This window comes from Dyella sp. 2YAF14 (assembly GCF_052114725.1).
In the GTDB taxonomy this organism is placed as follows: Bacteria; Pseudomonadota; Gammaproteobacteria; order Xanthomonadales; family Rhodanobacteraceae; genus Dyella.
Map to the genome: position 1 here is coordinate 253,759 of NZ_JBFRFH010000010.1, position 26,481 is coordinate 280,239.

A 26,481-nucleotide genomic window follows, 5' to 3' on the forward strand; every position below is an offset into this window, starting at 1 on the left:
GGGGCACCCGGGCGTAATGAGGTGAATCGAGAGGATGAAACCTGATGAAGCGGTGTTGCTGACGTGCAGGCGCCCGATGTTCCGGTCGTCCCAAACTGGCGGCCGTCGCGAACGCGACGATCAGATCGCCAGTTGTGCCAATTCGTCGCGCAAGCGGGTCATGCGTGAGAGCAGACGCGGGCGCAGGGCCTGGCGTTCGTTCTCGCTGCGTTCTTCCAGATAGTCCATGGCCATTTCGACGCGGCCAAGTTCGATCAATAGATCGTGGTGCGGATAAACCGGTTGCAGTTCGACGCTCAATTCCATGACGTTAATCCCCCAAACCATAGCCTTGTCCGGCATGGGAGCAGAAGCAATGCGCGTGCCAGCCGCGTGACCGCCATCACATTCATTTTGGGGCTGGATCACGGAATGACGCTGTACGTCATGAGGTGCCAAGACTCGGCACAAACGGGCGTTTTAGTCACTCCACGTTCACGCGTAAGGGGTAAATATCGCCCCCAAGACGCGCAGCAACTTGCTGCTGCCAGTGACGAATTTTCGGTTTCTGGCGCCCGGCAACACGGTCATCCTGGATTCCCCCTGTTCCTGAGACCGCCGGGCGCCAGATCTTATCCAGAGCGCTTGCAGGCTCATTGCGACCCTACAAGGCTTAGAAAAGGCGACGGCGCCCCGAGGGGCGCCGTCTTGCTTCCTCTCCCCGGCACGCGATCGAACCCCTGTCGTTCGATCTCGGCGCGCATGAAGCGCAGCTTCTGCCCGTGGAAAGTGCACGGAAGTAAAAGCAGGAAGCGTGCCAACGGCCAAAGTGCCGTCACGGAGTTACCATAAGCGTCCAACTTGGTCCAAACCTGCGCTTCCGGGGCAGTTTTCTATGTTTCACCCAGTTTCCTACGACGTCATTGTGGTCGGTGGCGGCCATGCCGGTACCGAGGCTGCGCTTGCCGCGGCACGGACGGGCGCGCGCACGCTGCTGCTGAGCCACAACATCGAAACGATCGGCCAGATGAGCTGCAACCCGGCCATCGGCGGTATCGGCAAGGGTCACCTGGTCAAGGAAATCGACGCACTCGGCGGCGCCATGGCGCAGGCGGCGGATCGCGCCGGCATCCAGTGGCGCACGCTCAACGCCTCCAAGGGGCCGGCCGTGCGTGCCACGCGCTGCCAGGCCGATCGCTCCCTGTACAAGGCGGCGATCCGCCGGATGGTGGAAACCCAGCCGAACCTGGAGCTGTTCCAGCAGGCGGTGGATGACCTGATCCTCGAGGGCGGCCGCGTCACCGGCGTGGTGACCCAGATGGGCCTGTCCTTCCACGCCCGCGCCGTGGTGTTGACCGCGGGCACCTTCCTCGCCGGCAAGATCCATATCGGCCCCGCGCAATACGCCGGCGGCCGCGCCGGCGATCCGCCCGCCAGCACGCTGGCTCTGAAGCTGCGCGAACTGCCGGTGGCCGCCGACCGCCTCAAGACCGGCACGCCGCCGCGCATCGACCTGCGCAGCATCGACTTCACCGGCCTGGAAGAGCAGCCCGGCGACAACCCCGCGCCCGTGTTCTCGTACCTGGGCTCGCGCGAGGATCATCCGCGCCAGGTCAGCTGCTGGATCACGCATACCAGCGAACACACGCACGAGCTGATCCGCGGCTCGCTCGATCGCTCACCGCTGTACAGCGGCCAGATCGAAGGCGTGGGCCCGCGCTACTGCCCCTCGATCGAGGACAAGGTGGTGCGCTTCGCCGAGAAGAGCTCGCACCAGATCTTCATCGAGCCCGAGGGCCTGGACACTTTCGAGGTCTATCCGAACGGCATCTCCACCTCGCTGCCGTACGACGTGCAGCTGGCGCTGGTGCATTCGATCAAGGGCTTCGAGAAAGCGCACATCACGCGCCCGGGCTACGCCATCGAGTATGACTATTTCGATCCGCGCGGCCTGCATCCGTCGCTGGAGACCAAGACCATCCCGGGCCTGTATTTCGCGGGCCAGATCAATGGCACCACGGGATACGAGGAGGCGGCCGCGCAGGGCTTGATTGCCGGCCTCAATGCCGCGCTGGCGGTGAAGGGCGAAGCGCCATGGCATCCGCGTCGCGACGAGGCCTATATCGGCGTGCTGATCGATGATCTCACCAGCAATGGCACCATCGAGCCGTATCGCATGTTCACTTCGCGCGCGGAGTATCGCCTGCATTTGCGCGAGGACAATGCGGATCTTCGTCTCACCGAAACCGGCCATCGCCTCGGCGTGGTGCCGCAGGCTCGCTACGATGCACTGCGCGCCAAGCGCGACGCGGTGGAACGCGAAACGCAGCGACTCGGCGCCATCTGGGCCGCGCCCGCGAATGCGCTCGGCGCCACTGTCGCGCAGCAGCTTGGCATCACGCTGAGCCGCGAGACCAACGTGCTGGACTTGCTGCGTCGTCCCGAGCTCGATTACGCCACGCTCACGACCGTCGACGGCATCGGTCCGGCGGTTGACGACGCCAGCGTGGCCGAGCAAGTGGAGGTGCAGACCAAATACGCCGGTTATCTCGAGCGCCAGCGCGAAGAGATCGAGCGCCAGCGTCGCCACGAGCAGACGGCGATACCCGGCAGCTTCGACTACGACAAGGTGCGCGGCCTCTCTGCCGAGGTGCTGCTGAAGCTCAAGCGCGTACAGCCGCAAACCATTGGCCAGGCCGCGCGCATCAGCGGCGTCACGCCTGCCGCCATTTCGCTGCTGCTGGTGCACCTCAAGCGCCGCGACGCCGCCTGATTCGGGATCTTTGCTGCACCAGGACGGCCTGCCCGCATGGCATCATGCGGGCCTGACGATGCATCTCGGAGCGCACCATGGAAGTTTGGATCGGACGGGACGGCGAGCGACACGGCCCTTACAAGGAAGTGGATATCCGCCAGTGGCTGCGCAGCGGACAGATCAGCCCTGACGATCTGGGCTGGTATGAAGGCATGACGGACTGGGCGCCGCTGTCGTCGCTGTTCCCCGAAGAGTCGCAGGTCGAGCCGCCGGCATTTTCGCCTGCGCCCCCGGCACCGCCCTATGCCGCGGCCCCCGCGACATCGTATGGCGGCAGCAGCGCCGTGGCCGCGCTGGACGACTACGCCGGCTTCTGGAAGCGACTGGCGGCCTACATCCTGGACGCGCTGGTGCTTTGGATCCCCAACACGATACTCAGCAATATGCTTGGCGCCAGCAAGGCCGCCGAGGCCTATGTGCAGGCCAAGCTCGCTGCCGGCGACGATCCGCACCTGGTGCTGCAGGCGCTCGATACCTATATGAACGCGCTGTGGCCCGCACTGATCGCGCAGACCATCCTGGCGTGGCTGTATTTCGGCCTGTGCGAGAGCTCGGCATGGCAGGGCACCTTGGGCAAGCTGGCCCTGGGCATCCGCGTCACCGACATGGACGGCAATCGCATCAGCTTCATGCGTGCCACCGGCCGCTATTTCGGCAAGATTGTCAGTGCGCTGATCTTTTGCTTCGGCTTCCTGATGATTGCCTGGACCCAGCGCAAGCAAGGCCTGCACGACATGCTCGCAAAGACGCTCGTGCTCAATGGCCGCGCCAGAGACGTCGCCACGACGACGCGTCGCACGGACCCCGGCACCAGCGACAGCTCGTTCAACGCCTGAGCCATCGAACCTTGGTGATAGAGGCTTTGGTCGTAGGGGCTTTCTCGCCGTGAGACGTCCCGCCGTGGCAACACGGCGGAACTGACATCGCGGGCACATCACATTCACGCACGCGTTGCATCTGCTCGGCCAATGGGCCATGCCTTCGGTGGCGAGCTGGCCCATTGGCAAATGGACGTCCGATCGCTTTGCCGCGCAATTCATGCACCTGCGCGCACGTTATGACCTATGGCGGATGCGCGTATTTGCGTAAGTAGCGCATGCTTGTCATACAGGGGGCCGTGCACCAGGCAAGCTCATGGCCCAGTCACATGCTGATTGCGGCTGGATTTACCAGTGCGACGACCTCGTCGTCGATCCGCGCGCACACCGTCTCGAACGGGCAGGCAGCCCGATTTCCGTCGAGCCCAAGGCTTATGCGGTGCTGGTGGTCCTGCTGCAACAAGCCGGCGAAGTGGTCGGCAAAGACACCTTGCTCGATGCCGCATGGGGACATCGGCACGTCACTCCTGGCGTACTCACCCGCGTGATCTCGCACTTGCGGCACGCGCTGGGCGATTGCGCGTCGCAGCCGCGCTATATCGCCACCGTGCACAGCCTGGGCTATCGCTTCATCGGCGAGGTGCATCGCGTCCCGTCCAGCGCGACGCCGGCCGACGAGCCGCTGCCGGATGTCGCAAGCAATGATGATTCGACCGCCACCGCAAAAACGCCGGCACTCGCACCTGCACCCGTACGGGCCCCACCACGCTCCGGCCGCTGGCTGGCGGCGGCGATCACGCTGGCGGTCATCGTGGCGGTGCTGGCGGCGTTCAGCCTGTGGCATCCACCCGCGGATGCAGGGCGTGCGCCGCACGTGACGCCACAACCGGCGCTCGCGGTGATGCCGGTGGCACGCGAACAGGAGGACGTCCGGCCGATGCGCATGCGCCGCTTGCCGCATTACCGCCGTGTGGCCACGCAATGTCCCGGCGATCACGAGGCCGCGCCTGCCGAGCTTGGCGCAGCGGGCTTTCTGATCCTGCGGCCGAACCAGGCGCCCGCGGCCAATCTGTAAGCACGCATCGACTTGCTATGATCGACGGTCCGGCGGATCGCGTGGCGATCCGTTGTTTTGTCGAACGCTCAGGAATCGTCTTAGCCCCATGCTCAGCATCGAACAACGTATTGCCCAGGACATCGCCGCCAAGCCGGATCAGGTTCATGCCGCGGTGGATTTGCTCGACGGCGGCGCCACCGTGCCGTTTATCGCGCGCTATCGCAAAGAAGCCACCGGCGGTCTCGACGACACGCAGCTGCGCCTGCTGGAAGAGCGCCTGCGCTATCTGCGCGAACTCGAAGAGAGGCGCAGCGCGATCCTGGCCAGCGTCGAAGAACAGGGCAAGCTCAGCGATGCGCTGAAGAACGACATCCTCTCGGCCGACACCAAGGCGCGCCTGGAAGACTTGTACCTGCCGTACAAGCCCAAGCGCCGCACCAAGGCGCAGATCGCCCGCGAAGCCGGCCTGGAGCCGCTGGCCCTGGGCCTGCGCGAAGATCCCACGCAGTCGCCGGAAGCGGCCGCCGAGTCCTATGTCGACGCCGACAAGGGCGTGGCCGATGTGCGCGCTGCGCTGGATGGCGCGCGCGCCATCCTCATGGAGTCCATTGCCGAAGACGCCAGCCTGGTCGGCGAGTTGCGCCAGTGGCTATGGGATAAAGGCCAGATTCGCGCCAAAGTGGTTGCAGGCAAGGAAAACGAAGGCGCGAAATTCCGCGACTACTTCGACCACATCGAACCGATCGGCAAGATCCCCTCGCATCGCCTGCTCGCGCTGATGCGCGCGCGCAACGAAGGCGTGATCGAATTGGAGCTCTCACCGGCGCTGGACCTGGAACAGGGTCACGTCGAAGGCGAAGGCCGCGTGGCCGCGCATGCGGGCATTCTCGATCGCGGTCGTGCCGCTGATGCCTGGCTGCGCGAAACCGTGCGCATGACCTGGCGCGTGAAGCTGCATCTGCATCTCACGCTCGACCTGTTCGGCCGCGTGCGCGAAGGCGCGGAAGACGAAGCGATCCGCGTGTTCGGCGACAACCTCAAGGACCTCATGCTCGCCGCCCCCGCCGGCGCCAAGAGCGTGATGGGCCTGGACCCGGGCATCCGCACCGGCGTGAAAGTGGCCGTGGTGGATGCCACTGGCAAGCTGCTCGGCACCGATACGATTTATCCGCACGAACCACGCCGCCAGTGGAACGAATCGCTGGCTGCCCTGGCACGCCTTTGCCAGAAGCACGGCGTGGATCTGATCGCGATCGGCAACGGCACGGCCTCGCGCGAAACCGACAAGCTGGCTGGCGAACTGATCAAGGGTCTGGCCAAGACGCATCCGGAGCACAAACTTTCCAAGGTCGTGGTGAGCGAAGCGGGCGCGTCGGTGTACTCCGCCTCAGAAGTCGCCTCCAAGGAGTTTCCGGATGTGGACGTGAGCTTGCGCGGTGCGGTATCCATCGCGCGTCGCCTGCAGGACCCGCTGGCCGAACTGGTGAAGATCGAACCCAAGGCCATCGGCGTGGGCCAGTACCAGCACGATGTGAACCAGGTGAAGCTGGCGCGCGCACTCGATGCACGCGTGGAAGACTGCGTGAACGCGGTAGGCGTGGATGTGAACACCGCGTCGGCAGCGCTGCTGTCGCGCGTCGCGGGCCTGAGCATCAGCGTGGCCGAGAACGTCGTGAAGCATCGCGATGCCAACGGTCCGTTCGCCAACCGCAAGGCGCTGCTGAAGGTGCCGCGTCTGGGCGACAAGGCATACGAGCAGTGCGCAGGCTTCCTGCGCGTGCCCAACGGCGACAATCCGCTCGATACCAGCGCCGTGCATCCGGAAGCTTATCCGGTGGTCGAACGCATCATTGCCCAATGCGGCCGCGAAGTGCGCTCCATCATGGGCGACACCAGCTTCCTGCGCGGCCTCAAGGCCGAGCAGTTCACCGACGAGACGTTCGGCCTGCCGACCGTGCGCGACATCCTCAAGGAACTGGAGAAGCCCGGCCGCGACCCGCGCCCGGAATTCGTGGCGCCCAGCTTTGCCGAGGGCGTGGAAGACGTGAAGGACCTGCGTCCCGGCATGGTGCTGGAAGGCCGCGTAACCAACGTGGCGGCCTTCGGCGCGTTCGTCGACATCGGCGTGCACCAGGACGGCCTGGTGCACGTCTCGGCCCTGTCGCACACCTTCGTCAAAGACCCGCGTGATGCCGTGAAAGCCGGCGACATCGTCAAGGTGAAGGTGATGGAGGTCGACCTGCCACGCCAGCGCATCGGCCTGTCCATGCGCCTGGACGACGAACCGGGCCAGCAGGTCCGTGGCGCTCGCCCGGCCGGCGGCAACGACGCCTCCCGAGGCGCCCCGCGCGACAACCGCGGCCCGCGTCCAGGCGGCGGTGGCGGCGGTGCACCCAAGCCGGCGCCCGCGCCGTCCAACAGCGCCTTCGCCGACGCCTTCTCCAAGGCCCAAAAGCGCTAAGAGTCCCCTTTGTAGGAGCGCACCCTGTGCGCGAACCGCGCAGCGATAGCCAACTATCGCCCCGGTCGCGCACAGGGTGCGCTCCTACAACGTTGAGGGCTGGACTAGCCCCCAACCTTCTCGGTGCGGCGCAGCATGCGCTTACGTATGGGCATGCATTACCGTAACGCAGTCATAACAAAGCCGCCCGGTTCAAGGAGTGTTACCGACATGCCCCGTACTCGCACGATTGCAGGCGCCATTGCCGCCGCGTTGCTGATCAGTTCTCCGGCGTTCGCCGCCAAATCCCAGTTCGATAGCGTGGTGGTGTTCGGCGACAGCCTGAGCGACGCCGGCAATATCTCGCTGGCCACCAATCCGGCCATCCAGCCGCCGCTGGAATTCACCACCAACCCGGGTGCGGTGACGGTGCAGAACGTGGCCGGCCATTACGGCTACAGCCTCACCGCCTCGCTGGCGGGCGGCAGCGATTACGCCTGGGGCGGCGCTGGCGTACTGACCAATTCGCCGGGCACGCCGTCGGCGGTGCCGACCATCACCACCCAGATCAATGCCTACCTCGCTGCCGGCAAGTTTGACAGCAAGGCGTTGTACTCGGTCTGGGGCGGCGCCAACGACATCTTCTATGCGGCCACCGCCGCAGGTGCCGGCGCCACCGCGCAGCAGCTGATCCAGCAGAACGTGCAGCTGCAGATTGCCCAGCTGCAGGCCGCCGGCGTGCCGGCGGCACAGATCGCCGCGCTGACCCCGCAGATCACCCAGGCAGTGACCGCCGCCGTAACCCAGCAGGTGCTCGCCGCCGCGGGCGTGTCGGGCTTCCAGACGGCCGCTCAGGCGCAGGCCTCCGTGGCTGCCGCCGCGCAACAGGAAGTGAAGCTGATCGGCCAGATGCAGCAGGCCGGGGCCAAGAACATCCTGGTGTTCAATCTGCCCAACATCGGCCTGACGCCGTCTGCGCTCGAGCAGGGCGCCAGCGCCGCCTCGTCGCTGACCGGCCTCAGCCTGATCTTCAACGGCACGCTCAGCGCCGGCCTCGCCCAGATGGGCAAGGGCATCGTCCCGGTCGACGCCTACAGCCTGCTCAACGAAGTCATCGCCAACCCGGGCGCCTACGGCTTCACCAATGTCACCAACGAAGCCTGCGGCGTGGGCTCCAGCTCGGTCGCCTGCGGCCCGGCCGGTTCGGGCCTGCCCTACACCTATGCGGCCGGCGCCAACCAGACCTATCTGTTCGCCGACGGCGTGCACCCCACCACCGCGGCTGACGTGATGCTGGGCCAGTACGTGATCTCCATCCTCAGCGCGCCGGGCTACGCCTCGCTGCTGGCGGAAGCGCCGCTGGCCTCGATCCAGGCCCAGAACCGCGCGATCCGCAACCAGATGCTGGCCGACGGCCAGGGCAGCGACACCCGCGTGTTCGCCAATGTGGACTACGGCGATCAGCGCTTCGATGCCAGCAGCGGTTCGCCGCGCACCTCCAGCGACAACGTCAACCTGACCACCGGCGTCGACGTGCGCTTCAACGACAACTGGTCCGGCGGCATCGCCTTGAACATCGGCCAGCACAACGCCGACTACGCCGGCGGCGGCGGCTACAAGCTGCAGGACGTGTCGGGCCTGGGTTACATGATGTGGCACCAGGAAGGCGCCTACGTCGGCGGCTACGTGGACTTCGGCCAGGACAACTTCTCGGACATCGAGCGCAAGATCCAGCTCGGCAACATGCTCCGCAGCGAAACGGCCAAGGCCGACGGCAACCATGTCGGCGGCGGCATCAACGGCGGCTACTGGTTCGACGTGGGCACGCTGCGCACCGGTCCGTTCGCCAACTTCGAGTGGCAGACCGTCAAGGTCGACAGCTACAACGAGAGCGGCAGCGACAGCACCGCCATGTGGTTCGGCAGCCAGCAGCGCGACTCGCAGATCTCCACCCTGGGCTGGCGCCTGGAAGGTCACTGGCAGGCCGGCAACACCATGCTGTCGCCGTACGCCGAGGTGGCCTACAACTACGACAGCAAGGCTGATCCGCGCCTGGTCACCGCCGGCCTCAACGGCATGCCCGGCTCGTTTGAACTGGTCGGCTTCACGCCGGACAAGACCTGGGGCACCGGCGACATCGGCCTGAGCGCCCAGTTCAGCCAGGCGCTGAGCGGCTGGGTCGGCTACAGCGGCCGCTTCGGCGACAACAGCCAGAAGTACAACAGCGTCAACCTGGGCATGAAGTACGCCTTCTAAGGGTTGCGTTGGTTCTGCCAAGAAGCCGCCTGCGAAAGTGGGCGGCTTTTTTGTTGGGGATCGGGCGCGCAGCGGCGGTGCCAAGAGCGGACCTATGCGCGTCCGAAAGGCTTCCTACCAAAGCTTTGCGGTGGTGCCGCGCGCTGTCGAACTCGCCCCGCCATCCACATCCAAACCGATTTGGCCATCCATACGGCCAAAAAAAACCGCCCTTGCGGGCGGCTCTTTTCGGCGAAACCAGCGAGGGACTTACTTGCCCTTGCCGCCCGTCGCCAGATTCAGGATCGACTGGCTCTGCTTCTGCAGGCTGGCCGCTTCGTCGTCGGACAGCGGCGAGCTCTTGCTGCCCTGGTCGTTGGTCTTGAGCACCAGCGTGCCGTCCTGGCCCCATGCCGCGCGCTCGGTCGAGCTGGGCTTGGAATCCTTGCTGGACTTCTTCTGCTGCACGACCACCCACGGCTTGCCGTCCTTGTAGGCGTAGTCGGTGCTGGTGAAGCCCTTGTCGCCGTAGTCGACTTCTTCGCGGATGAACTTCACTTCGCCCGCTTCACGGAACACCTGCCAGCCGCGCGAGACCTTGTCTTCGAGCTTGGTGCCGTTGCTGATCTTCATGCCGCCGATCTGCTTCTGCACGGAGGTGAAGGCAGCCAGTTCCTTTTCACCCTGGGTCTGCTCGCCCACGAGCTGGATGTTCACCTGGGTCGGCATGCCCTTGGTCAGCACCTGGGTCTGCAGCGGCGGGTTGTAGTGACGCTCGCCATCGACCAGCGTCGCCTTCAGCACGTACAGGCCGGCCGGGTTCACGTCAGCCGGGTTGAACGGCAGCTGGAACGAGATCGGCAGCGTATTGGCCGACTCGATCGTCTTGGTGGCCAGCGGGGTGGCGTCCGGCGTGGACACGTCGATCAGGGTCAGCTCGAGCTTCGCGGCAGGCGACACGGTGGTGGCCGCATCACGCAGGGCCACCTGGCCGGTGATCTGGTTGGCCTGAGCCGGCGTCTGAGCGGCGTCGCCGCCCTGCGCGCCGCCCTCGGACGACTGGGAAGAATTGCCACAACCGGCAAGAGCCAGAGCAGCGACCGACATCAGCGACCAAACAAGACGGCGCATGTGAAAACCTCTATCGATAGTCAGGGCTTAGCGCGAGAACCAACAGGCGCCCAACACGCCTCGACTCTACACGGGGGAGCCCTTGAGGATAGCCCAAACGTAAGGGCTTGTAAAAGTTGGCTCCATGCGCTTGCGTATGTCCCACCAAAGGCTTCAACCAGCCCTGCAAAGCACTTTACGCCCGCTTACCGGTTTCGAGCTGGTGCACGCATCCGTGCGGCAAAAAAAAGCGCTCCAAGAGCGCTTCAATGTCAACGCCTGAGCACATTAGAAATCAGCAGGCCGGGATACCACCCACGATGCAAATCGGCCCCCTGATCGGCTGAGATTCGGGCGGCGGCGCGCCCGTACCCTGCGGATCAAACACGCATCTGTCATACGGCCAATTCACGTCGTTGAAATGCGACATGCAGAACGAGTCAGTGAGAAAGTTATCGTCGGACCCGGTCCATAGACCGGTGGCTCCGCTAAACCAATACACGATGCACCTGCTATTGGCGACGACTGCGGATTCCCTGCAAATTGCCGCGCCAGGGCCACCCCAAGGGAAGTATCTGACGTTGCCGACCGATGCCGCCCAGGTCAACACGCCCAGCGTCGTCCGCACGTCATTCGACGCGCCACCCGCGTAAGGCTCTTCCAAATTGCAGCTATTGCAGATAATCGTGGGCGGCTCGTTCGCACGCGCCGCTGCGTAAGCTGTATTAACGCGCAGTAATCCAATACAGGCCACTGCCAGCAACAACATCCATTTCGCAATCAAATCCGCTTTCCTGATTTTCACAATAACCTCCATGGCATTGAAAAATGATTGGCGCTGACAGTCCTGCGTTTTTTGTTATGTGGTCCTGAATAAATGCATCCCAAGACACCGTGCCGCCCCTTTTCAGGATGCGGCACGGTTTCAATCAAGATCAGAAGCGCTGGCTGTACTTCAGGTAATAGAAGCGGCCGATGTCAAAGCCACCGTAGTACACGAAGGCGCTGTTCGGCTTCGAGTACATGATGGGGCCCTGCTTGTCGAACACGTTGTTCGCACCGACCGAGATGGTGCCCTTCCACGGCATGGTCCAGCGGAACTGGACGTCGTTGAAGGTGGTGGAGCCGGTGTGACGCTGGGCCTGCGCGCCGTTGAACGGATCGACGTGGTCGATGTCGTTGCACTCGACCGGATTGACGTACGAGCAGCGCTCGGTCATGCCGGAGTAGTAACGCATCGTCCAGGTCATGCCGAACAGGCCACGCGTGAAGTCCAGCGACAGGTTGGAACGCGTGCGGAAGTTGCCGCCGTAGCCGGTTTCCGGCTGCACGGTGGTGTCCGGATTGTCGTCGGCCTTGATGTTCAGGTAGTCGACATAGGTGGTGTTCCAGTGCGTGGCGAACTGGCCGATCGCGTCGATGGTGAAGCGGTAGTTCACGCCGAAGTCGTAACCCGCCGTCTTCTGCCAGCCCTTGTTGGTCAGGCCGTAGAACATGTTGGTGATGACGCCGTTGGCCGGATCACGCGTGAAGCCCGAGCAACGCGAGCTGATGCCTGCCACGTAGCAGTCGTCCAGGATGTTCTGCACTTCGTCCTGGCTGATCACGTTCTTGATGTCGATCTTGTACCAGTCCAGCGACACGTCGAGGCCTTCGACGTAGTGCGGGCTGTAGATCACGCCGAACGTGCGGGTGGTCGCCGTTTCAGGAGTCAGCTTCGAGTTGGAGCCGGTGGTGAACTGGTAGTTGGTCTGGCACGGATACGTGCTGCACGGATTGAGTGCCTGGCCCAGCTGCACATAGTTCGCTGCCACGGCCGGTTGGCCGCCGAAGCCACCGGTACAACGCGCGGCCACGGCCGGGTTGCCCTTGGCCGAACCGCTCTTGGTATCGCACGGGTCGGTGTACGACTCGAAGCTGCTGCCGATACCGCCGTACAGGTCGGAAATGGTCGGCGCGCGGAAGCCCTGCGCCCAGCTGCCGCGGACGAGCAGGTCGTCGATCGGCTTCCACTTGACGCTGGCCTTGCTGTTGGTGGTGGTGCCGAAGTTGTCGTAGTCGGAGTAGCGGCTGGCCACGTCGATCGACAATTCGCGCGCCATCACCACGTCACGCAGCAGCGGCACGTCGAATTCCAGGTAAGCCTCGTTGACCGAGTACTTGCCTTCGGTCGTGGTGGCCGCCAGACCCGAGCTCAGGCCCGCCTGGTTGAACGCGTCCGGCACGAAGCGGCCGTCTTCCTGGCGGTGCTCAAGGCCGGCGGCGACACCGATGTCACCAGCCGGCAGGCCCACAAAGGTACCGGCGATGTTGGCGGTGTAATCCGTCGTGGTGGTCTTGCCGGTGTCGTGGAATTCCGGGAACAGGAAGGCCTGCAGTTCCGGATCCGCCAGCGAGCCGGCGCCAGCCTGGCCATACGGCAGCAGCGGGTTCCACGCCACGCAGCCGGCGGTCGGCTTGGCGGCGGTACCGCAATGCACTTTGCCATCCGTGCCCATGAAGGACGGACCGACGGCGGCCTCCGCATTGATCAGGTTGAAGTCGCCGTGACCGGTCTTGAGCATGTTGTTGCGATTGGTCATCGCGGCAACGTCCCAGTTCCAGTTGCGGCCGCCCAGCTCGAAGTAGCCCTCGAAGCCAGCCGTCCAGCGATAGGTTTCCAGTTCGCTGTTGGTCGTACGGGGCACTTCCCAGCCGCGACGGGCGAAGTTGAGCGTGGTGCCAAGCGGGTTGAAGTAGCTGGTGGCCGCCATCGGCCTGGTGAAGGCGGCCGACTGGTACGGATAACCGGCGATCTGCTGCAGGGTCTCGCGCTTGTTGTAGAGGAAGTCGGTCTTGAACGTGACGTTGTCGAGCAGGTTGTACTTGCCCGCCACGAACAGCGAGGTGCGCTCCTGACCGGTGGCCAGCGACATCTCCTGGTTGGAGTTGGCGTAGCGCGAGGTGGTCAGCGGCTGGTAGTTGGCGATATTGCGCGGGTCGGTACCCGGCGTGAGCGTACAGGTGGCCTTGGCGCCGCCCGGGCCGCAGGGGCCGCTGAACGAACCGTTCTGGGTGATGCCGCTCCAGCCGTTGACACCGTCCTTGGCGTTCGGGAACTGGTGGAAGGGACCCGCCGGATAGGCGCTGAACTCGCGGTCCTTTGCCCAGACCGGATCGTCCTTCTGGTACTGCGCGCTGGCCATGATCGAGCCGCGCTCGTTGGCGGTACCGAGCGTGAAGTCGTAGCTCTGGCCCTTGCCGTCATTCTGGTCGTACTGGCCGACGTAGGCATTGGCCTCGGCGCCGGTGAAGTTGCTGCGCGTGATCACGTTGACCACGCCGGCAATCGCGTCCGAACCGTAGATGGACGAACCGCCATCCTTCAGCACTTCGATGCGGTCGATCACCGACACCGGGATCTGACCCAGATCCTGCAGGCCCGAGGTGTTGGCGCCCAGGCGCTTTCCGTTGATCAGGATCAGCGTGCGATTGGCACCGAGGTTGCGCAGGTCGACGTAATAGCCACCCACGTCTTCGCCCGACGACAGCGCGTTGGCGCGGCTGATCGGCGGCGAACCGACTTCGGTCAGGTTCTGCAGAATGTCGGCAACCGAGGTGAAACCCTGGTTCTGGATCTGCTTGCGGTCGATCGTGACCACCGGCTGGGCGGTTTCCACGTCGACGCGCGGAATGCGCGTACCGGTGACGGTGACGGTTTCGAGCTTCTTGACCTCGCTCTCGCTGGCTGCGGGGCCGCTGGTGTTCTGCGCCAGGGCCGGAGCCATGGCTGCGAAGGTACCTACGGCAAGAGCCAGGCGGACGGCCACCGTAAGTTTATTGTCAACTTTCTTGCGGAACTGCATATTTACTCCCCAGTAAAGACGCCGGCCCCAACCGACGCCAAAATGCCGACTTGCTCGCAAGTGGCAGGCTTCAAAGGCGTTGCACCCTCAAAACTTGCTGTCTGCCAGCTGAACAACCCGGCGCATTCTTGATTACCAATTCGCAACCGTTGCGTTCTTGGTCTCGGTAGAAGTTGCTCCCCAGGGGCTGCGACTACCAAGAACTTACGACCATATGAGAAATTTCTTACGAGTGTCAACGATTTCGTAACGCTTGCTTCACGCTGACGTTTCTAAATTTCGGGCCACGCTCCCCTTACAAGTCGCCATCCGCCAGGAAAATGCGATGAACATGCAAAAAATTTCGACAAACGAGTCTTCGTCCACCTTTGCCGATCGCATCAAAGTGCTGATCCAGCGCGTGGGCAGCGTCACCGAGATCGCTCGGATGTGCGGTTTTTCTGAAGGTGTCGTGCGTAGCTGGCGCGATGGCAATACCGATCCGTCGCGCGCACGCTGCGTGACCCTGGCCAAGACCCTGGGTATTTCCCTGGTGTGGCTGGTGGCCGGCGAAGGGACCATCCAGACCACGGACGCGATGGCCTCCGGCGAAGACCAGACGAATACGGAAACGATGGCCAACCGCCATCGCTCCAAACTGCGCACCGCAGCGGACACGCTGCATGCCAGCGGCCTGGCCATGGATCCGAACCGCCTCAACACGGCGCTGCGCATCCTGCAGTCGGAGCTGGACCTGGCCGAGAGCCGCCTGACCCTGGCCGACAACGCCGACATGCTGGCCGACCTCTATGAAATCCTCGGCCCGGGCGGCACCGACGTGGACGCCACCGCGATGGTCTCGTTCAACCAGCGCCTGCACGAGCGCGTGAAGCGCGGCCGTCAGGTCGCTGCGTAAGTGCATCGATTGCAGACGGCATAAAAAAACGGCAGCCCGGAGGCTGCCGTTTTTCTTTGCTGCGATGGCCGGTTGCTAGAGGCGGGCAATGTCCGCGATGGCGCCGAATTGCGCCTTCAGCTGACCCAGCAAGGCCAGGCGATTGGCGCGCACCGCCGGGTTTTCCGCGTTCACCAGCACGCTGTCGAAGAACGCATCCACCGGTGCCTGCAACTGCGCTAGGCGCGTGAGCACCGCGGCGTAGTCGCCGGCTTCCAGCGGCGCATGCGTGTCGGCGCGGGCGGCGTCGAGCGCGGCATGCAGCGAGCGTTCGGCCTCCGCCTCGAAATGGGCGGGGTCGACCGTGGTGCCCACCGGTGCAGCGCCTGCTTCCTCGGCCTGCTTGCGCAGGATGTTGGCCACGCGCTTGTTCGCCGCGGCCAGGCTCAAGGCCTCCGGACGGCGACCGAATTCGCCGACCGCGCGCAGACGTCGGTCGAAATCCACCAGGCTGGACGGCGAGACGGCCGCCACGGCCTCGAATTGCTCGCTCGTAAAGCCCTGCTCGGCGTAATAACCGCGCAGGCGATCGAGCACGAATTCGACCAGTTCGTCAGCCAGCGCGGCACGGCGCTTGCCGGCGTCGAGCGTAGGCGCCTTGCCATCCTTGCCCGGCTTGAGGCCAGCGGCGAGCGCTGCTTCCGGCAACAATTCGAGCGCTTCGACAAAACTGCCGCGCAGATCCAGCTCCAGACCACCTTCGACCAGCGTACGCGCAAGACCGAGCGCTGCACGACGCAGGGCGAACGGATCCTTGTTGCCGCTGGGCTTCATGCCCACGGCGAAAATGCCTGCCAGCGTATCGAAGCGATCGGCCACGGCGAGCACCTGGCCCACCTTGCCGGCCGCGATGGCGTCCCCGGCGAAGCGCGGCTGGTAATAGCTGTCCAGCGCCTCGGCCACGTCGGCCGCTTCACCGTGGTGCGCCGCGTAGTAACGACCCATCACGCCCTGCAACTCGGGGAATTCGCCGACCATGCGGGTGAGCAAGTCGCACTTGCTGAGTGAGGCGGCACGCGTCGCGGCGCCGGCATCCACGTCCACGCGGGCGGCGATGATGCGGGCCAGCTCGGCCACGCGCACGCTCTTGTCCCACAGGCTGCCCAGCGCCTGCTGGTAGGTGACCTGCTTGAGCTGATCCTGATAGCCGGCCAGCGGCGTCTTGAGGTCTTCATCCCAGAAGAACTTGGCGTCGGCGAAGCGCGGACGGATCACGCGCTCGTAGCCCTTGCGGATTTCCGACGGCTGCTTGCTCTCGATGTTGGCGACACCGATGAAATGCTCGGTGAGCTTGCCGCTGGCGTCGAACACCGGCACAAACTTCTGGTTGGTCTCCATGGTGGTGACCAGCGCTTCGGGCGGCACCGCAAGAAATTCGCGATCAAAGGTGCACGCAATCGCCACCGGCCATTCGGTGAGATTGGCGATTTCGCTGAGCAGAGCCTCGTCGAGCTGCGGCACGCCACCGGTTTCCTTGGCTGCACGGGCGACTTCATCGCGCACTTTCTGGCGACGCTCGGCCGGATCGGCCAGCACCTTGGCCGCGCGCATCGAGTCCAGCCAGATATCGGCGTCGGACACGTGCACCGGCTGCCCATGCATGAAACGGTGACCACGCGACTTGCGGCCGCTGGTCAGGCCCAGCACGCTGCCGTCGACGATGTCCGCGCCGTGCAACATCACCAGCCAGTGCACCGGACGCACGAACGTGTAGTCGTGATCGCCCCAGCGCATCGGCTTGGGAATCGGCAAACCCTTGAGCGCCTCGTCGACGATTTCAGGCAACAAAGCCGCCACCGGCTGGCCCGGCTTGACCGCGCGGAACACGAACCACGAACCCTTGTCGGTCTCGAGCTTTTCCAGCTGTTCGACGGTCACTCCGCAAGACTGCGCAAAGCCGAGCAAGGCCTTGCTCGGCTGGCCATCGGCATCGAGCGCCGCGTTGACGGCCGGGCCGCGACGTTCAACATTTTGTTCGGGCTGGTTGACCGCCACGGCCGGGATATAGACGGCCAAACGGCGCGGCGAAGCATACAGCCTCGCTTCGTCCAGGCCGGCGTCCACGCCGCGCTTGGCCAGTCCGTCGCAGATGCCGCGCAGGAACGCAGCGGACAAGTCATCCAGCGCCTTGGGCGGCAGTTCTTCGGTGCCCAGTTCGATCAACAGCGGCTTGGTGGCGGCGCTCATGCAGCCTGCTCCTTCACGTTCTTCTTCAGGCCGGGAAACCCGAGCTTTTCGCGTTGTGCGACATAGGTTTCAGCCACCGCTCGGGCCAGCGTGCGCACGCGCAGGATGTAGCGCTGGCGTTCGGTGACGCTGATGGCGCGGCGCGCGTCGAGCAGGTTAAAGGTGTGGCTGGCCTTCATCACCTGCTCGTAGGCAGGCAACGGCAGGTTGGCGGCGATCAGCTTGTTGGCTTCGCCTTCGCACACGTCGAACCAGCGCAGCAATTCGGGCACGTTGGCGTGCTCGAAGTTGTAGGTGCTCTGCTCCACTTCGTTCTGGTGGAACACGTCGCCATAGGTGACGGTGCCGCGCGGGCCGTCGGTCCAGATCAGGTCGTAGACGTTGTCCACGTTCTGCAGGTACATGGCCAGGCGCTCGAGACCGTAGGTGATCTCACCGGTCACGGGACGGCACTCCAGGCCGCCGGCCTGCTGGAAGTAGGTGAACTGGGTCACCTCCATGCCATTGAGCCAGACTTCCCAGCCCAGACCCCAGGCGCCGAGCGTCGGCGATTCCCAGTTGTCTTCGACGAAGCGCAGGTCGTGCACCAGCGGATCCAGGCCCAGCTCCTTCAGCGAACCGATGTACAGGTCCAGGATGTTGTCCGGGTTTGGCTTCATCACCACCTGGTACTGGTAGTAATGCTGCAGGCGGTTCGGGTTTTCGCCGTAGCGGCCGTCAGTAGGACGGCGGGACGGCTGCACGTACGCCGCCGCCCAGGGCTCGGGACCGAGCGAACGCAAAAAAGTGGCCGGGTGGAACGTGCCGGCGCCGACCTCGGTGTCGAGGGGCTGCAGCAGGACACAACCCTGCGCCGCCCAATAGCGGTTAAGGGTCTGGATCACATCTTGGAAGGTGCGCGCGGACATGGCTTTCCGTGGGCTTCAATAAAGCGGGTTAGTATAGCCGGGACCGCTTTCTCCGCTGGAATCCAGCGCAGAAAGCCTATCGGAGAGATCGCCGCATGGCCGCTTCGCCGCAAACAGTGTCCCTGCTCGGCCGCCGCAGTCGGCTGGCGCTGGATGAAATGCTCGCCACGCTGGTGGTCGACGGCTATCTGCTCGCCGAAGACGCCAAGCAGGTGCGCATGGGCTCGCGCAGCGGCCGCGCCACCGTGGAATTGCATCCGCTGGTGCTGGTGGCCAACGCCAAGCTGCCCAACCAGCGCGATCCGGGCCGACCGCTGAGCCTGGAGGCGCTGACCGAATGGCTCGCCGGCCACGCCCAGCTGCCGTACCTGAAAATCGATCCGATGAAGATCAACGTGGCCGCGGTGACCCAGGTGGTCAGCCGCGCCTACGCCGAACGCCATCGCATCCTGCCGGTGGCGGTAGCGCCGGGCGAAGCGACCTTCGCCACCTGCGAGCCATTCGACAATGCATGGGCGGCCGACCTCTCGCAGATGCTGCGGCGAGACGTGAAGCGCGTGGTGTCCAACCCGATCGACATCAACCGCTACCTGCTGGAGTTCTACGGCGTACAACGCTCGATCCAGCTGGCGCAGGACGCCAAGACCACCGGCTACGACTCCTCCGCCATCCTCAACTTCGAACAGCTGCTGGAGCTGGGCAAGGGCGGCGAAGTCGGCGCGGATGATCGCCACGTCGTGCACATCGTGGATTGGCTGCTGCAATACGCGTTCGAACAGCGCGCCTCGGATATCCATTTGGAGCCGCGCCGCGAAGCCGGCCTGATGCGTTTTCGCATCGACGGCGTGATGCACAAGGTATTCGAGCTGCCGCCGCCGGTGATGACCGCGGTCACCGCGCGAATCAAGATCCTCTCGCGCATGGATGTGGCCGAAAAGCGCCGCCCGCAGGACGGTCGCATCAAGACACGCTCTGCTTCAGGACGTGAAGTGGAACTGCGTATCTCCACCATGCCGACAGCGTTCGGCGAAAAGGTGGTGATGCGTATCTTCGATCCGGACATCGTGGCCAAGGATTTCTCGCAGCTGGGCTTTTCGCCCGAAGAGGGCGAGGCCTGGCGAACGATGGTGGAACGCCCGCACGGCATCGTGCTGGTGACCGGTCCTACCGGTTCGGGCAAGACCACCACGCTTTACTCGACGCTCAAACATCTGGCGACGCCGGAGTTGAACGTCTGCACGGTCGAAGACCCGATCGAAATGGTGAGCCCCGAGTTCAACCAGATGCAGGTGCAGGCGGCCATCGACCTGGACTTTGCCACTGGCGTGCGCACGCTGCTGCGACAGGACCCGGACATCATCATGGTTGGCGAAATCCGCGACCTGGAAACGGCGCAGATGGCCGTGCAGGCCTCGCTCACCGGTCACCTCGTGCTGTCGACCCTGCATACCAACGATGCGCCCAGCGCGATCACGCGTCTGCTTGATCTGGGCGTACCGCATTACCTGATCCAATCCACCCTGACCGGCGTGGTGGCGCAGCGTCTGGTGCGCACGCTGTGTGCCCACTGCAAGCAGGCCACCGAGCAGGAGCCGCACGAGTGGACGGCGCTCACGCACGGCTGGGACGTGCCGCTGCCCGAGAAGGTCTACAAACCGGTCGGTTGCCTGGAGTGCCGCAATACAGGCTTCATGGGACGCACCGGCATCTACGAGATGCTGCCGCTGTCCTCGCGCCTGCGCGGATTGATTTCATCGCAGCTGGATCTGGGTCATTTCGGCCACGCCGCGCTCGCCGAAGGCATGCGTCCCTTGCGCATTTCCGCGGCGGCCCAGGTGGCGCGCGGCGTCACCACCGTCAAGGAAGTGCTGACCGTGATTCCGCCCATCGAACATGGCGTCGTCTGACGACGCTGCTCGCTCACCCAACGTATTCGTCGTATCGCATGAAGCCTGTCCTGATCATCCGCACCGGTCGCGCCCCTGCTCCCATTCGCGCGCGTCACGGTGACTTTCCCCACTGGTTCCGCCTTGGTGCACAGCTGTTGCCGGAGCGCATCCGCGTGGTCGACGTGGAAGCTGGCGAACAACTTCCACCACCCAGCGAAGTGGCCGGTGCACTGATCACCGGTTCCGCCGCGATGGTCACTGAGCGTGCCGCATGGAGCGAACGCACGGCGGGCTGGATCAGGGATGCCATGGATCTGGAGCTGCCGATGTTCGGCGTGTGCTACGGCCATCAGCTGATGTCGCATGCCCTGGGTGGGCGCGTCGACTACCTGCCCGGCGGTCGCGAGATCGGCACCGTGACGCTGAACATGCTCGATGCCGCCAAAAACGATCCGCTGGCAAGCAGCTTCCCGTCTGCATTTCGCGCCCATGCCACGCATGAACAAAGCGTACTCGAGCTGCCTAAGAACACGACCGTACTGGCCAGTTCCTCGCGCGACCCGAATCATCTCGTCCGCTACGGCAAGAACGCGATGAGCGCGCAGTTCCATCCTGAATTCAATGCGGATGTGATGCGCGCCTACATTGACCGCAAGCACCACGACATGAAGCGCGAAGGCTTCGATCCGCACCACACGTTTAAGCAGGTTGCCCCGACTCCGCTGGCGCGCCGCCTGTTCCGGCAGTTCTCGCGTCACCATGGGCTGGCCGCCGGCTGACATGACTGTCACGCTCACGGTCTAGAATCGGGCCATCGGCGCGAAGCTTCCACAGAGCGCCGTCACATGGACGAACACCATGGGTCGACAACCGCATGTACACCGCGCATCGGTCATTGCGATGCGGCTGGTCGACATTGCCGACACCATCGATCTGACCGCCGCCGAATCACTTTGGGCGCAACGGGCGCGTACTGCCGCCGCCCGCAGTCGGTTGGTGACCGCGCCGACGAAGGCGCTGACGTTCGGCGTACCACCCGTCGAGTTGACCCTGGGTCCCATCGAGGTTGATGTCGGTGGCCGCGCCTTGCAAGCCACCGCGCTCGCGAGGCTCTACGAGTTCGGAGTCGCCGCCTTATCCATCAGCGTGCCTGCCGACGATCTCTCATGGGTGGACTTCAGCGCGCGAGTGAATGCAGTCGATGCCGCGTTTGGTCTGGCCTCCGATTCAGACGCGTGGACGCGTCTGCTGGCGCAGATCACGGACATCGTGGGGCCCGCGCTGTTGCGGCCGAGTGTGGCCGTCCTGCACGAGGACTATCTACTGGGCCTGGTACATGCGCTCGAAGGAGTCGTGAGTACAGCAACGCTTCACGACGAGCTGGACCTTGTGCCCTTGCTTGCCGGTGAATCACGACCGCTCTCCGAGTCTGCTCGCCAGGAACTGCTGCGGCAGCGCTTTTCGTATTACACCGACGATCTGGCCGTCGTCACCTGGGACCGCGCCTTCATCTACGAACCGCGCGGTGAGTCGGACGTGGTCGATATTCTCGAAGTGGCGAACGCCCAGCTATTGGAGTTGCGCTACTACGACGAATTGCTCGATGCCGAACTGCCACGCATGTACGACCTGGTGGAAGCGACGCACAACGTCGCCAACCCTTTTGCAGCGCGACGCTACGCCGATCTGGCGCGGCATCTATACACGCTCGTGGCGGAAGTCACCGAGATCACCGAGAAAGTCGACAACGCACTGCAAGTCACCGAGGACGTTTATCTCGCGCGCGTTTATGCGGCGGCACTCGAGTTGTTTCGCGTACCGCATGTCAGCAAAGCCGTCGATCGCAAGCTGGCCATCATCCGCGACAGCTACGCGGCGTTATATGAAGAGGCATCGAGCAAGCGGGGCGAGCTGATGGAGCTGGCCATCATCGTGTTGATTGCCGTGGAGATCCTGATCGCGGTAATCCGCCACGTCTAGCCAGCGATTCAGCGCCCGCGCGGCGGCATCGGAAACGGCGTGATCTTCTGGCCGTCGCTGGCATCACGGATCACCAGCGCGCCCTTGCTCTCCACTTCCTCGACCCGCACCACCGATTGCATCGGCAGGTGCAATACGCGCGTGTCCTTGAACTCGTCGCGCAGCTTCTCTTCGGTGGGATCCACCAGCAGGCCTTCGCCCACGGGCTCGAACACCAGTTCGCCGACTTCGGTGAAACCCCACAGGCTGCTTGATGCCACGTGGCGGGCATAGAGCTCGTAGCACTTGCCCAGATGCAGGAAGGTGACTTTGTAGAGTTTCTTGTTGCGCATGAGCCTATGTTATCCGCGTAGACGCCGCGCGATGCCTTCTCGCGAAAACAAGGCAAACACCACGCCAAACAGGAAGCCGGCGATATGCGTCCACCACACTACCGCACCATAACTGGGCCCGGCGTAGCTGAAGAGCAACTGCAACAGCACCCAGATGCCGATCAGGAGAAAGGCCGGGACGCGCACGAATTCCAGGTAGAGACCCAGGGGCAACACCAGTCCTAGTCTCGCGCGGGGAAACAGCGCTATGTAGGTTCCCAGCACCGCCGACACGGCGCCGCTGCAGCCGATGATCGGCGAACGCACGCCAGTCAACGAAAGCGCACCGACTAGGTTCGCCACCATGCCACCGAGCACAAACAGCAGCAGGAAGCGCAGCGAGCCCAGTGCGCGTTCCGCCGGCAAACCAAAGATCACCAGGAACAATAGATTGCCCAGCAGATGCAGCCAGGCGAGATGGATGAAGAGCGCGGTGAACAGGCGTAGCAGCGATGGATCGTGCAATTGCGGCAGCAGCGGCGCCTTCGGATCGAAGATGTTCGCCGGCACGGTACCCCATTCGAGCCACATCGACATGCGCTGCGGCCCAGGCATCAAGGCCAGGCCGACGAAACTGATCACGCACACGACCACCACGAGCACGGTGGCCCATTGGACATGCCGACGACGGCGGGTTTCGACATGGACAAACACTGGAAACGCTCCGCGGCTTGCAGCTCAGGTGAGCTTTGCATCATAGGCGATAAGTTTTTGCTGCACAGCGCGCATCGGACGACTTCGGCGCTTTCAGACGATGCCCGTGGCAGTTGGCCGTGTATCGATGCAGCAAAATTTTCAAAGCGCACAAAGACAAACGCCTTCCCGGATGGGAAGGCGTTTGAGGGATAAAGCCCCTGGCGGTGACCTACTCTTGCATGAGAATTCACACTACCATCGGCGCAGCTGCGTTTCACTTCCGAGTTCGGGATGGGATCGGGTGGGGCCACAGCTGGATGGCCGCTTTTACTCGCGCAGGAAGCGCGTTAAACAAAGCGTCTTGGGGTTATATGGTCAAGCCTCACGGCTCATTAGTACGCGTAAGCTCAATGCATTGCTGCACTTCCACACCGCGCCTATCAACCACCTAGTCTTGATGGTGCCTTAAGGAGACTCGAAGTCTCGGGAGATCTCATCTTGAGGCGCGCTTCCCGCTTAGATGCTTTCAGCGGTTATCGCTTCCGTTCGTAGCTACCGGGCAATGCCATGGGCATGACAACCCGAACACCAGCGGAACGTCCACTCCGGTCCTCTCGTACTAGGAGCAGCCCCTCTCAAATCTCCAACGCCCACGACAGATAGGGACCGAACTGTCTCACGACGTTCTGAACCCAGCTCGCGTACCACTTTAAATGGCGAACAGCCATACCCTTGGGACCGGCTACAGCCCCAGGATGTGATGAGCCGACATCGAGGTGCCAAACACCGCCGTCGATATGAACTCTTGGGCGGTATCAGCCTGTTATCCCCGGAGTACCTTTTATCCGTTGAGCGATGGCCCTTCCATACAGAACCACCGGATCACTAAGACCTACTTTCGTACCTGCTTGATCCGTCGATCTCGCAGTCAAGCACGCTTATGCCTTTGCACACAGTGCGCGATGTCCGACCGCGCTGAGCGTACCTTCGTGCTCCTCCGTTACTCTTTGGGAGGAGACCGCCCCAGTCAAACTACCCACCATACACGGTCCCTGATCCGGATTACGGACCTAGGTTAGAACGTCAAGCACTTCAGGGTGGTATTTCAAGGATGGCTCCACCGAAACTAGCGTCTCGGTTTCATAGCCTCCCACCTATCCTACACAGAAGAACTCAACGTTCAGTGTAAAGCTATAGTAAAGGTTCACGGGGTCTTTCCGTCTTGCCGCGGGAACGCTGCATCTTCACAGCGATTTCAATTTCACTGAGTCTCGGGTGGAGACAGCGCCGCTGTCGTTACGCCATTCGTGCAGGTCGGAACTTACCCGACAAGGAATTTCGCTACCTTAGGACCGTTATAGTTACGGCCGCCGTTTACTGGGGCTTCGATCAAGAGCTTCGCCTTGCGGCTGACCCCATCAATTAACCTTCCAGCACCGGGCAGGCGTCACACCCTATACGTCCACTTTCGTGTTTGCAGAGTGCTGTGTTTTTGATAAACAGTCGCAGCGGCCAGGTTACTGCGACCCTCTAACGCTCAGTCACGCATGTGACCACGTCGGAGGGCGCACCTTCTCCCGAAGTTACGGTGCCATTTTGCCTAGTTCCTTCACCCGAGTTCTCTCAAGCGCCTTGGGATTCTCACCCTGCCTACCAGTGTCGGTTTACGGTACGGTTTCTCTGTAGCTGAAGCTTAGTGGCTTTTCCTGGAAGCGTAGTATCAGTCACTTCGTCCAATAGGACTCGTCTCGGTGCTCGGCATAAAGAAGCGCGGATTTGCCTACGCTTCATGCCTACCGCCTTTCCCCGGGACAACCAACGCCCGGTAGACCTAACTTTCTCCGTCCCCACATCGCACTACAGACAAGTGCAGGAATATTAACCTGCTTCCCATCGACTACGCATTTCTGCCTCGCCTTAGGGGCCGACTCACCCTGCGCCGATGAACGTTGCGCGAGGAAACCTTGGGCTTTCGGCGTGGGGGCTTTTCACCCCCATTATCGTTACTCATGTCAGCATTCGCACTTCCGATACCTCCAGCAGACTTCTCAATCCACCTTCACAGGCTTACGGAACGCTCCTCTACCGCGCATTACAAAGTAATGCACCCCGAGCTTCGGTGTATCGCTTAGCCCCGTTAAATCTTCCGCGCAGACCGACTCGACCAGTGAGCTATTACGCTTTCTTTAAAGGGTGGCTGCTTCTAAGCCAACCTCCTGGCTGTCTATGCCTTTCCACATCGTTTTCCACTTAGCGATAACTTGGGGACCTTAGCTGCGGGTCTGGGTTGTTTCCCTTTTCACGACGGACGTTAGCACCCGCCGTGTGTCTCCCGTACATTCTGTCCTGGTATTCGGAGTTTGCCATGGTTTACTAAGCCGCGATGGCCCGCTAGCCATAACAGTGCTCTACCCCCAGGAAGATTCATACGAGGCGCTACCTAAATAGCTTTCGAGGAGAACCAGCTATCTCCGAGTTTGTTTAGCCTTTCACTCCTATCCTCAGCTCATCCCCATCTATTGCAACAGATGTGGGTTCGGTCCTCCAGTGCGTGTTACCGCACCTTCAACCTGGCCAAGGATAGATCACTCGGTTTCGGGTCTACTGCCAGAGACTATGCGCCCTATTCAGACTCGGTTTCCCTTCGCCTCCCCTATACGGTTAAGCTTGCCACTGACAGTAAGTCGCTGACCCATTATACAAAAGGTACGCAGTCACCCTTGCGGGCTTCCACTGCTTGTACGTATACGGTTTCAGGGTCTATTTCACTCCCCTCTCCGGGGTTCTTTTCGCCTTTCCCTCACGGTACTAGTTCGCTATCGGTCAGTCAGGAGTATTTAGCCTTGGAGGATGGTCCCCCCATATTCAGACAGGGTTTCTCGTGCCCCGCCTTACTCAATTTCATCTCTAATGCCCTTTCGCCTACGGGGCTATCACCCGCTATGGCCGGCCTTTCCAAACCGTTCGGCTAAAACACTAGAAACTTTTGGGCTAGTCCGCGTTCGCTCGTCGCTACTGACGGAATCTCGGTTGATTTCTTTTCCTCCGGGTACTTAGATATTTCAGTTCCCCGGGTTCGCTCTGCATGACTATGTATTCATCATGCAGTACTCCTTGCGGAGTGGGTTTCCCCATTCGGACATTGCCGGATCAAAGCTTGTTGCCAGCTCCCCGACACTTTTCGCAGGCTGCCACGTCCTTCATCGCCTCTGACTGCCAAGGCATCCACCGTATACGCTTAGTCGCTTGACCATATAACCCCAAGTCGCCTCAGGGC

At 62.9% G+C, this 26,481-nt stretch carries 17 protein-coding genes and 2 rRNA genes; 9 read left to right on the top strand and 10 right to left on the bottom strand.

The genetic code is table 11. The annotated features are described in order from the left end of the window. Positions 1–120: 120 nt before the first annotated feature. Entirely contained in the window at positions 121–306 is a 186-nt protein-coding gene (locus tag AB4Y82_RS15375) for a hypothetical protein (RefSeq protein ID WP_441602712.1), read from the bottom strand. 568 nt (positions 307–874) lie between these two features. Here AB4Y82_RS15375 and mnmG point away from each other — a divergent pair. The 5 genes from mnmG to AB4Y82_RS15400 all read left to right on the top strand — a co-directional run bounded on the left by mnmG (position 875) and on the right by AB4Y82_RS15400 (position 9,365). After that, positions 875–2,752, top strand: a complete 1,878-nt coding sequence (gene mnmG / locus AB4Y82_RS15380) for a tRNA uridine-5-carboxymethylaminomethyl(34) synthesis enzyme MnmG (protein ID WP_441602711.1) — start codon at positions 875–877, stop codon at positions 2,750–2,752. Positions 2,753–2,829: 77 nt separating this feature from the next. Further along, on the top strand, positions 2,830–3,630 hold the full coding sequence (locus AB4Y82_RS15385) for an RDD family protein (RefSeq protein WP_441611457.1): 801 nt from the start codon (positions 2,830–2,832) through the stop codon (positions 3,628–3,630). 298 nt (positions 3,631–3,928) lie between these two features. Continuing rightward, positions 3,929–4,687 carry a winged helix-turn-helix domain-containing protein gene (locus AB4Y82_RS15390; protein ID WP_441602709.1) on the top strand — a complete coding sequence of 253 codons (759 nt, stop codon included), beginning with the start codon at positions 3,929–3,931 and terminating at the stop codon, positions 4,685–4,687. Positions 4,688–4,775: 88 nt separating this feature from the next. Next, entirely contained in the window at positions 4,776–7,130 is a 2,355-nt protein-coding gene (locus tag AB4Y82_RS15395; RefSeq protein WP_441602708.1) for a Tex family protein, read from the top strand. A 210-nt stretch (positions 7,131–7,340) separates the two neighbouring features. After that, positions 7,341–9,365: an autotransporter outer membrane beta-barrel domain-containing protein gene (locus AB4Y82_RS15400; RefSeq protein WP_441602707.1), complete on the top strand. Its 2,025-nt coding sequence runs from the start codon at positions 7,341–7,343 to the stop codon at positions 9,363–9,365. A 249-nt stretch (positions 9,366–9,614) separates the two neighbouring features. Here AB4Y82_RS15400 and AB4Y82_RS15405 read toward each other — a convergent pair whose 3' ends face one another. The 3 genes from AB4Y82_RS15405 to AB4Y82_RS15415 all read right to left on the bottom strand — a co-directional run bounded on the left by AB4Y82_RS15405 (position 9,615) and on the right by AB4Y82_RS15415 (position 14,299). Next, positions 9,615–10,475 carry a DUF1481 domain-containing protein gene (locus tag AB4Y82_RS15405; protein ID WP_441602706.1) on the bottom strand — a complete coding sequence of 287 codons (861 nt, stop codon included), beginning with the start codon at positions 10,473–10,475 and terminating at the stop codon, positions 9,615–9,617. Between the two features lie 274 nt (positions 10,476–10,749). Next, on the bottom strand, positions 10,750–11,259 hold the full coding sequence (locus tag AB4Y82_RS15410) for a hypothetical protein (protein WP_441611459.1): 510 nt from the start codon (positions 11,257–11,259) through the stop codon (positions 10,750–10,752). Between the two features lie 130 nt (positions 11,260–11,389). After that, entirely contained in the window at positions 11,390–14,299 is a 2,910-nt protein-coding gene (locus AB4Y82_RS15415) for a TonB-dependent receptor plug domain-containing protein (protein WP_441602704.1), read from the bottom strand. 325 nt (positions 14,300–14,624) lie between these two features. Here AB4Y82_RS15415 and AB4Y82_RS15420 point away from each other — a divergent pair, with 325 nt between their 5' ends. Next, positions 14,625–15,194, top strand: coding sequence for a helix-turn-helix domain-containing protein (locus AB4Y82_RS15420; RefSeq protein ID WP_441602703.1), 570 nt, complete (start codon positions 14,625–14,627; stop codon positions 15,192–15,194). Between the two features lie 75 nt (positions 15,195–15,269). On the opposite strand, the gene glyS is transcribed toward AB4Y82_RS15420, so the two are convergent. Together glyS and glyQ are read right to left on the bottom strand one after the other, a co-directional pair. Next, complete coding sequence (gene glyS, locus AB4Y82_RS15425) at positions 15,270–17,420, bottom strand: glycine--tRNA ligase subunit beta (protein WP_441602702.1); 2,151 nt, start codon at positions 17,418–17,420, stop codon at positions 15,270–15,272. After that, the gene (gene glyQ / locus AB4Y82_RS15430) at positions 17,417–18,328 is read right to left on the bottom strand and encodes a glycine--tRNA ligase subunit alpha (protein ID WP_121883603.1); all 912 of its coding nucleotides are present in this window, start codon (positions 18,326–18,328) and stop codon (positions 17,417–17,419) included. The genes glyS and glyQ overlap by 4 nt, the downstream gene beginning before the upstream one ends. 95 nt (positions 18,329–18,423) lie before the next feature. Here glyQ and AB4Y82_RS15435 point away from each other — a divergent pair, with 95 nt between their 5' ends. The 3 genes from AB4Y82_RS15435 to AB4Y82_RS15445 all read left to right on the top strand — a co-directional run bounded on the left by AB4Y82_RS15435 (position 18,424) and on the right by AB4Y82_RS15445 (position 22,197). Next, a complete protein-coding gene (locus AB4Y82_RS15435; RefSeq protein WP_441602701.1) occupies positions 18,424–20,235 on the top strand; it encodes a GspE/PulE family protein in 1,812 nt (603 codons plus the stop codon). A 38-nt stretch (positions 20,236–20,273) separates the two neighbouring features. Then, positions 20,274–20,996, top strand: coding sequence for a glutamine amidotransferase (locus AB4Y82_RS15440; protein ID WP_441602700.1), 723 nt, complete (start codon positions 20,274–20,276; stop codon positions 20,994–20,996). Between the two features lie 79 nt (positions 20,997–21,075). Continuing rightward, on the top strand, positions 21,076–22,197 hold the full coding sequence (locus AB4Y82_RS15445) for a hypothetical protein (RefSeq protein ID WP_441602699.1): 1,122 nt from the start codon (positions 21,076–21,078) through the stop codon (positions 22,195–22,197). A gap of 8 nt (positions 22,198–22,205) precedes the next feature. On the opposite strand, the gene AB4Y82_RS15450 is transcribed toward AB4Y82_RS15445, so the two are convergent. The 4 genes from AB4Y82_RS15450 to AB4Y82_RS15465 all read right to left on the bottom strand — a co-directional run bounded on the left by AB4Y82_RS15450 (position 22,206) and on the right by AB4Y82_RS15465 (position 26,456). Beyond that, the gene (locus AB4Y82_RS15450; protein ID WP_046970761.1) at positions 22,206–22,529 is read right to left on the bottom strand and encodes a DUF1820 family protein; all 324 of its coding nucleotides are present in this window, start codon (positions 22,527–22,529) and stop codon (positions 22,206–22,208) included. A 9-nt stretch (positions 22,530–22,538) separates the two neighbouring features. Then, entirely contained in the window at positions 22,539–23,222 is a 684-nt protein-coding gene (locus AB4Y82_RS15455; protein ID WP_441602698.1) for a rhomboid family intramembrane serine protease, read from the bottom strand. Between the two features lie 198 nt (positions 23,223–23,420). Further along, positions 23,421–23,533 (bottom strand): 5S ribosomal RNA (rrf, locus tag AB4Y82_RS15460). 42 nt (positions 23,534–23,575) lie between these two features. Next, a 23S ribosomal RNA gene (locus AB4Y82_RS15465) occupies positions 23,576–26,456 on the bottom strand. Positions 26,457–26,481: the final 25 nt, after the last annotated feature.

Excerpts from the sequence above, each read along its gene's own strand:
- AB4Y82_RS15375 (WP_441602712.1), bottom strand. The coding sequence starts at position 306 with ATGGAATTGAGCGTCGAACTGCAACCGGTTTATCCGCACCACGATCTA.
- mnmG (WP_441602711.1), top strand. The coding sequence starts at position 875 with ATGTTTCACCCAGTTTCCTACGACGTCATTGTGGTCGGTGGCGGCCAT.
- AB4Y82_RS15385 (WP_441611457.1), top strand. The coding sequence starts at position 2,830 with ATGGAAGTTTGGATCGGACGGGACGGCGAGCGACACGGCCCTTACAAG.
- AB4Y82_RS15390 (WP_441602709.1), top strand. The coding sequence starts at position 3,929 with ATGGCCCAGTCACATGCTGATTGCGGCTGGATTTACCAGTGCGACGAC.
- AB4Y82_RS15395 (WP_441602708.1), top strand. The coding sequence starts at position 4,776 with ATGCTCAGCATCGAACAACGTATTGCCCAGGACATCGCCGCCAAGCCG.
- AB4Y82_RS15400 (WP_441602707.1), top strand. The coding sequence starts at position 7,341 with ATGCCCCGTACTCGCACGATTGCAGGCGCCATTGCCGCCGCGTTGCTG.
- AB4Y82_RS15405 (WP_441602706.1), bottom strand. The coding sequence starts at position 10,475 with ATGCGCCGTCTTGTTTGGTCGCTGATGTCGGTCGCTGCTCTGGCTCTT.
- AB4Y82_RS15415 (WP_441602704.1), bottom strand. The coding sequence starts at position 14,299 with ATGCAGTTCCGCAAGAAAGTTGACAATAAACTTACGGTGGCCGTCCGC.
- AB4Y82_RS15420 (WP_441602703.1), top strand. The coding sequence starts at position 14,625 with ATGAACATGCAAAAAATTTCGACAAACGAGTCTTCGTCCACCTTTGCC.
- glyS (WP_441602702.1), bottom strand. The coding sequence starts at position 17,420 with ATGAGCGCCGCCACCAAGCCGCTGTTGATCGAACTGGGCACCGAAGAA.
- glyQ (WP_121883603.1), bottom strand. The coding sequence starts at position 18,328 with ATGTCCGCGCGCACCTTCCAAGATGTGATCCAGACCCTTAACCGCTAT.
- AB4Y82_RS15435 (WP_441602701.1), top strand. The coding sequence starts at position 18,424 with ATGGCCGCTTCGCCGCAAACAGTGTCCCTGCTCGGCCGCCGCAGTCGG.
- AB4Y82_RS15440 (WP_441602700.1), top strand. The coding sequence starts at position 20,274 with ATGAAGCCTGTCCTGATCATCCGCACCGGTCGCGCCCCTGCTCCCATT.
- AB4Y82_RS15445 (WP_441602699.1), top strand. The coding sequence starts at position 21,076 with ATGGGTCGACAACCGCATGTACACCGCGCATCGGTCATTGCGATGCGG.
- AB4Y82_RS15450 (WP_046970761.1), bottom strand. The coding sequence starts at position 22,529 with ATGCGCAACAAGAAACTCTACAAAGTCACCTTCCTGCATCTGGGCAAG.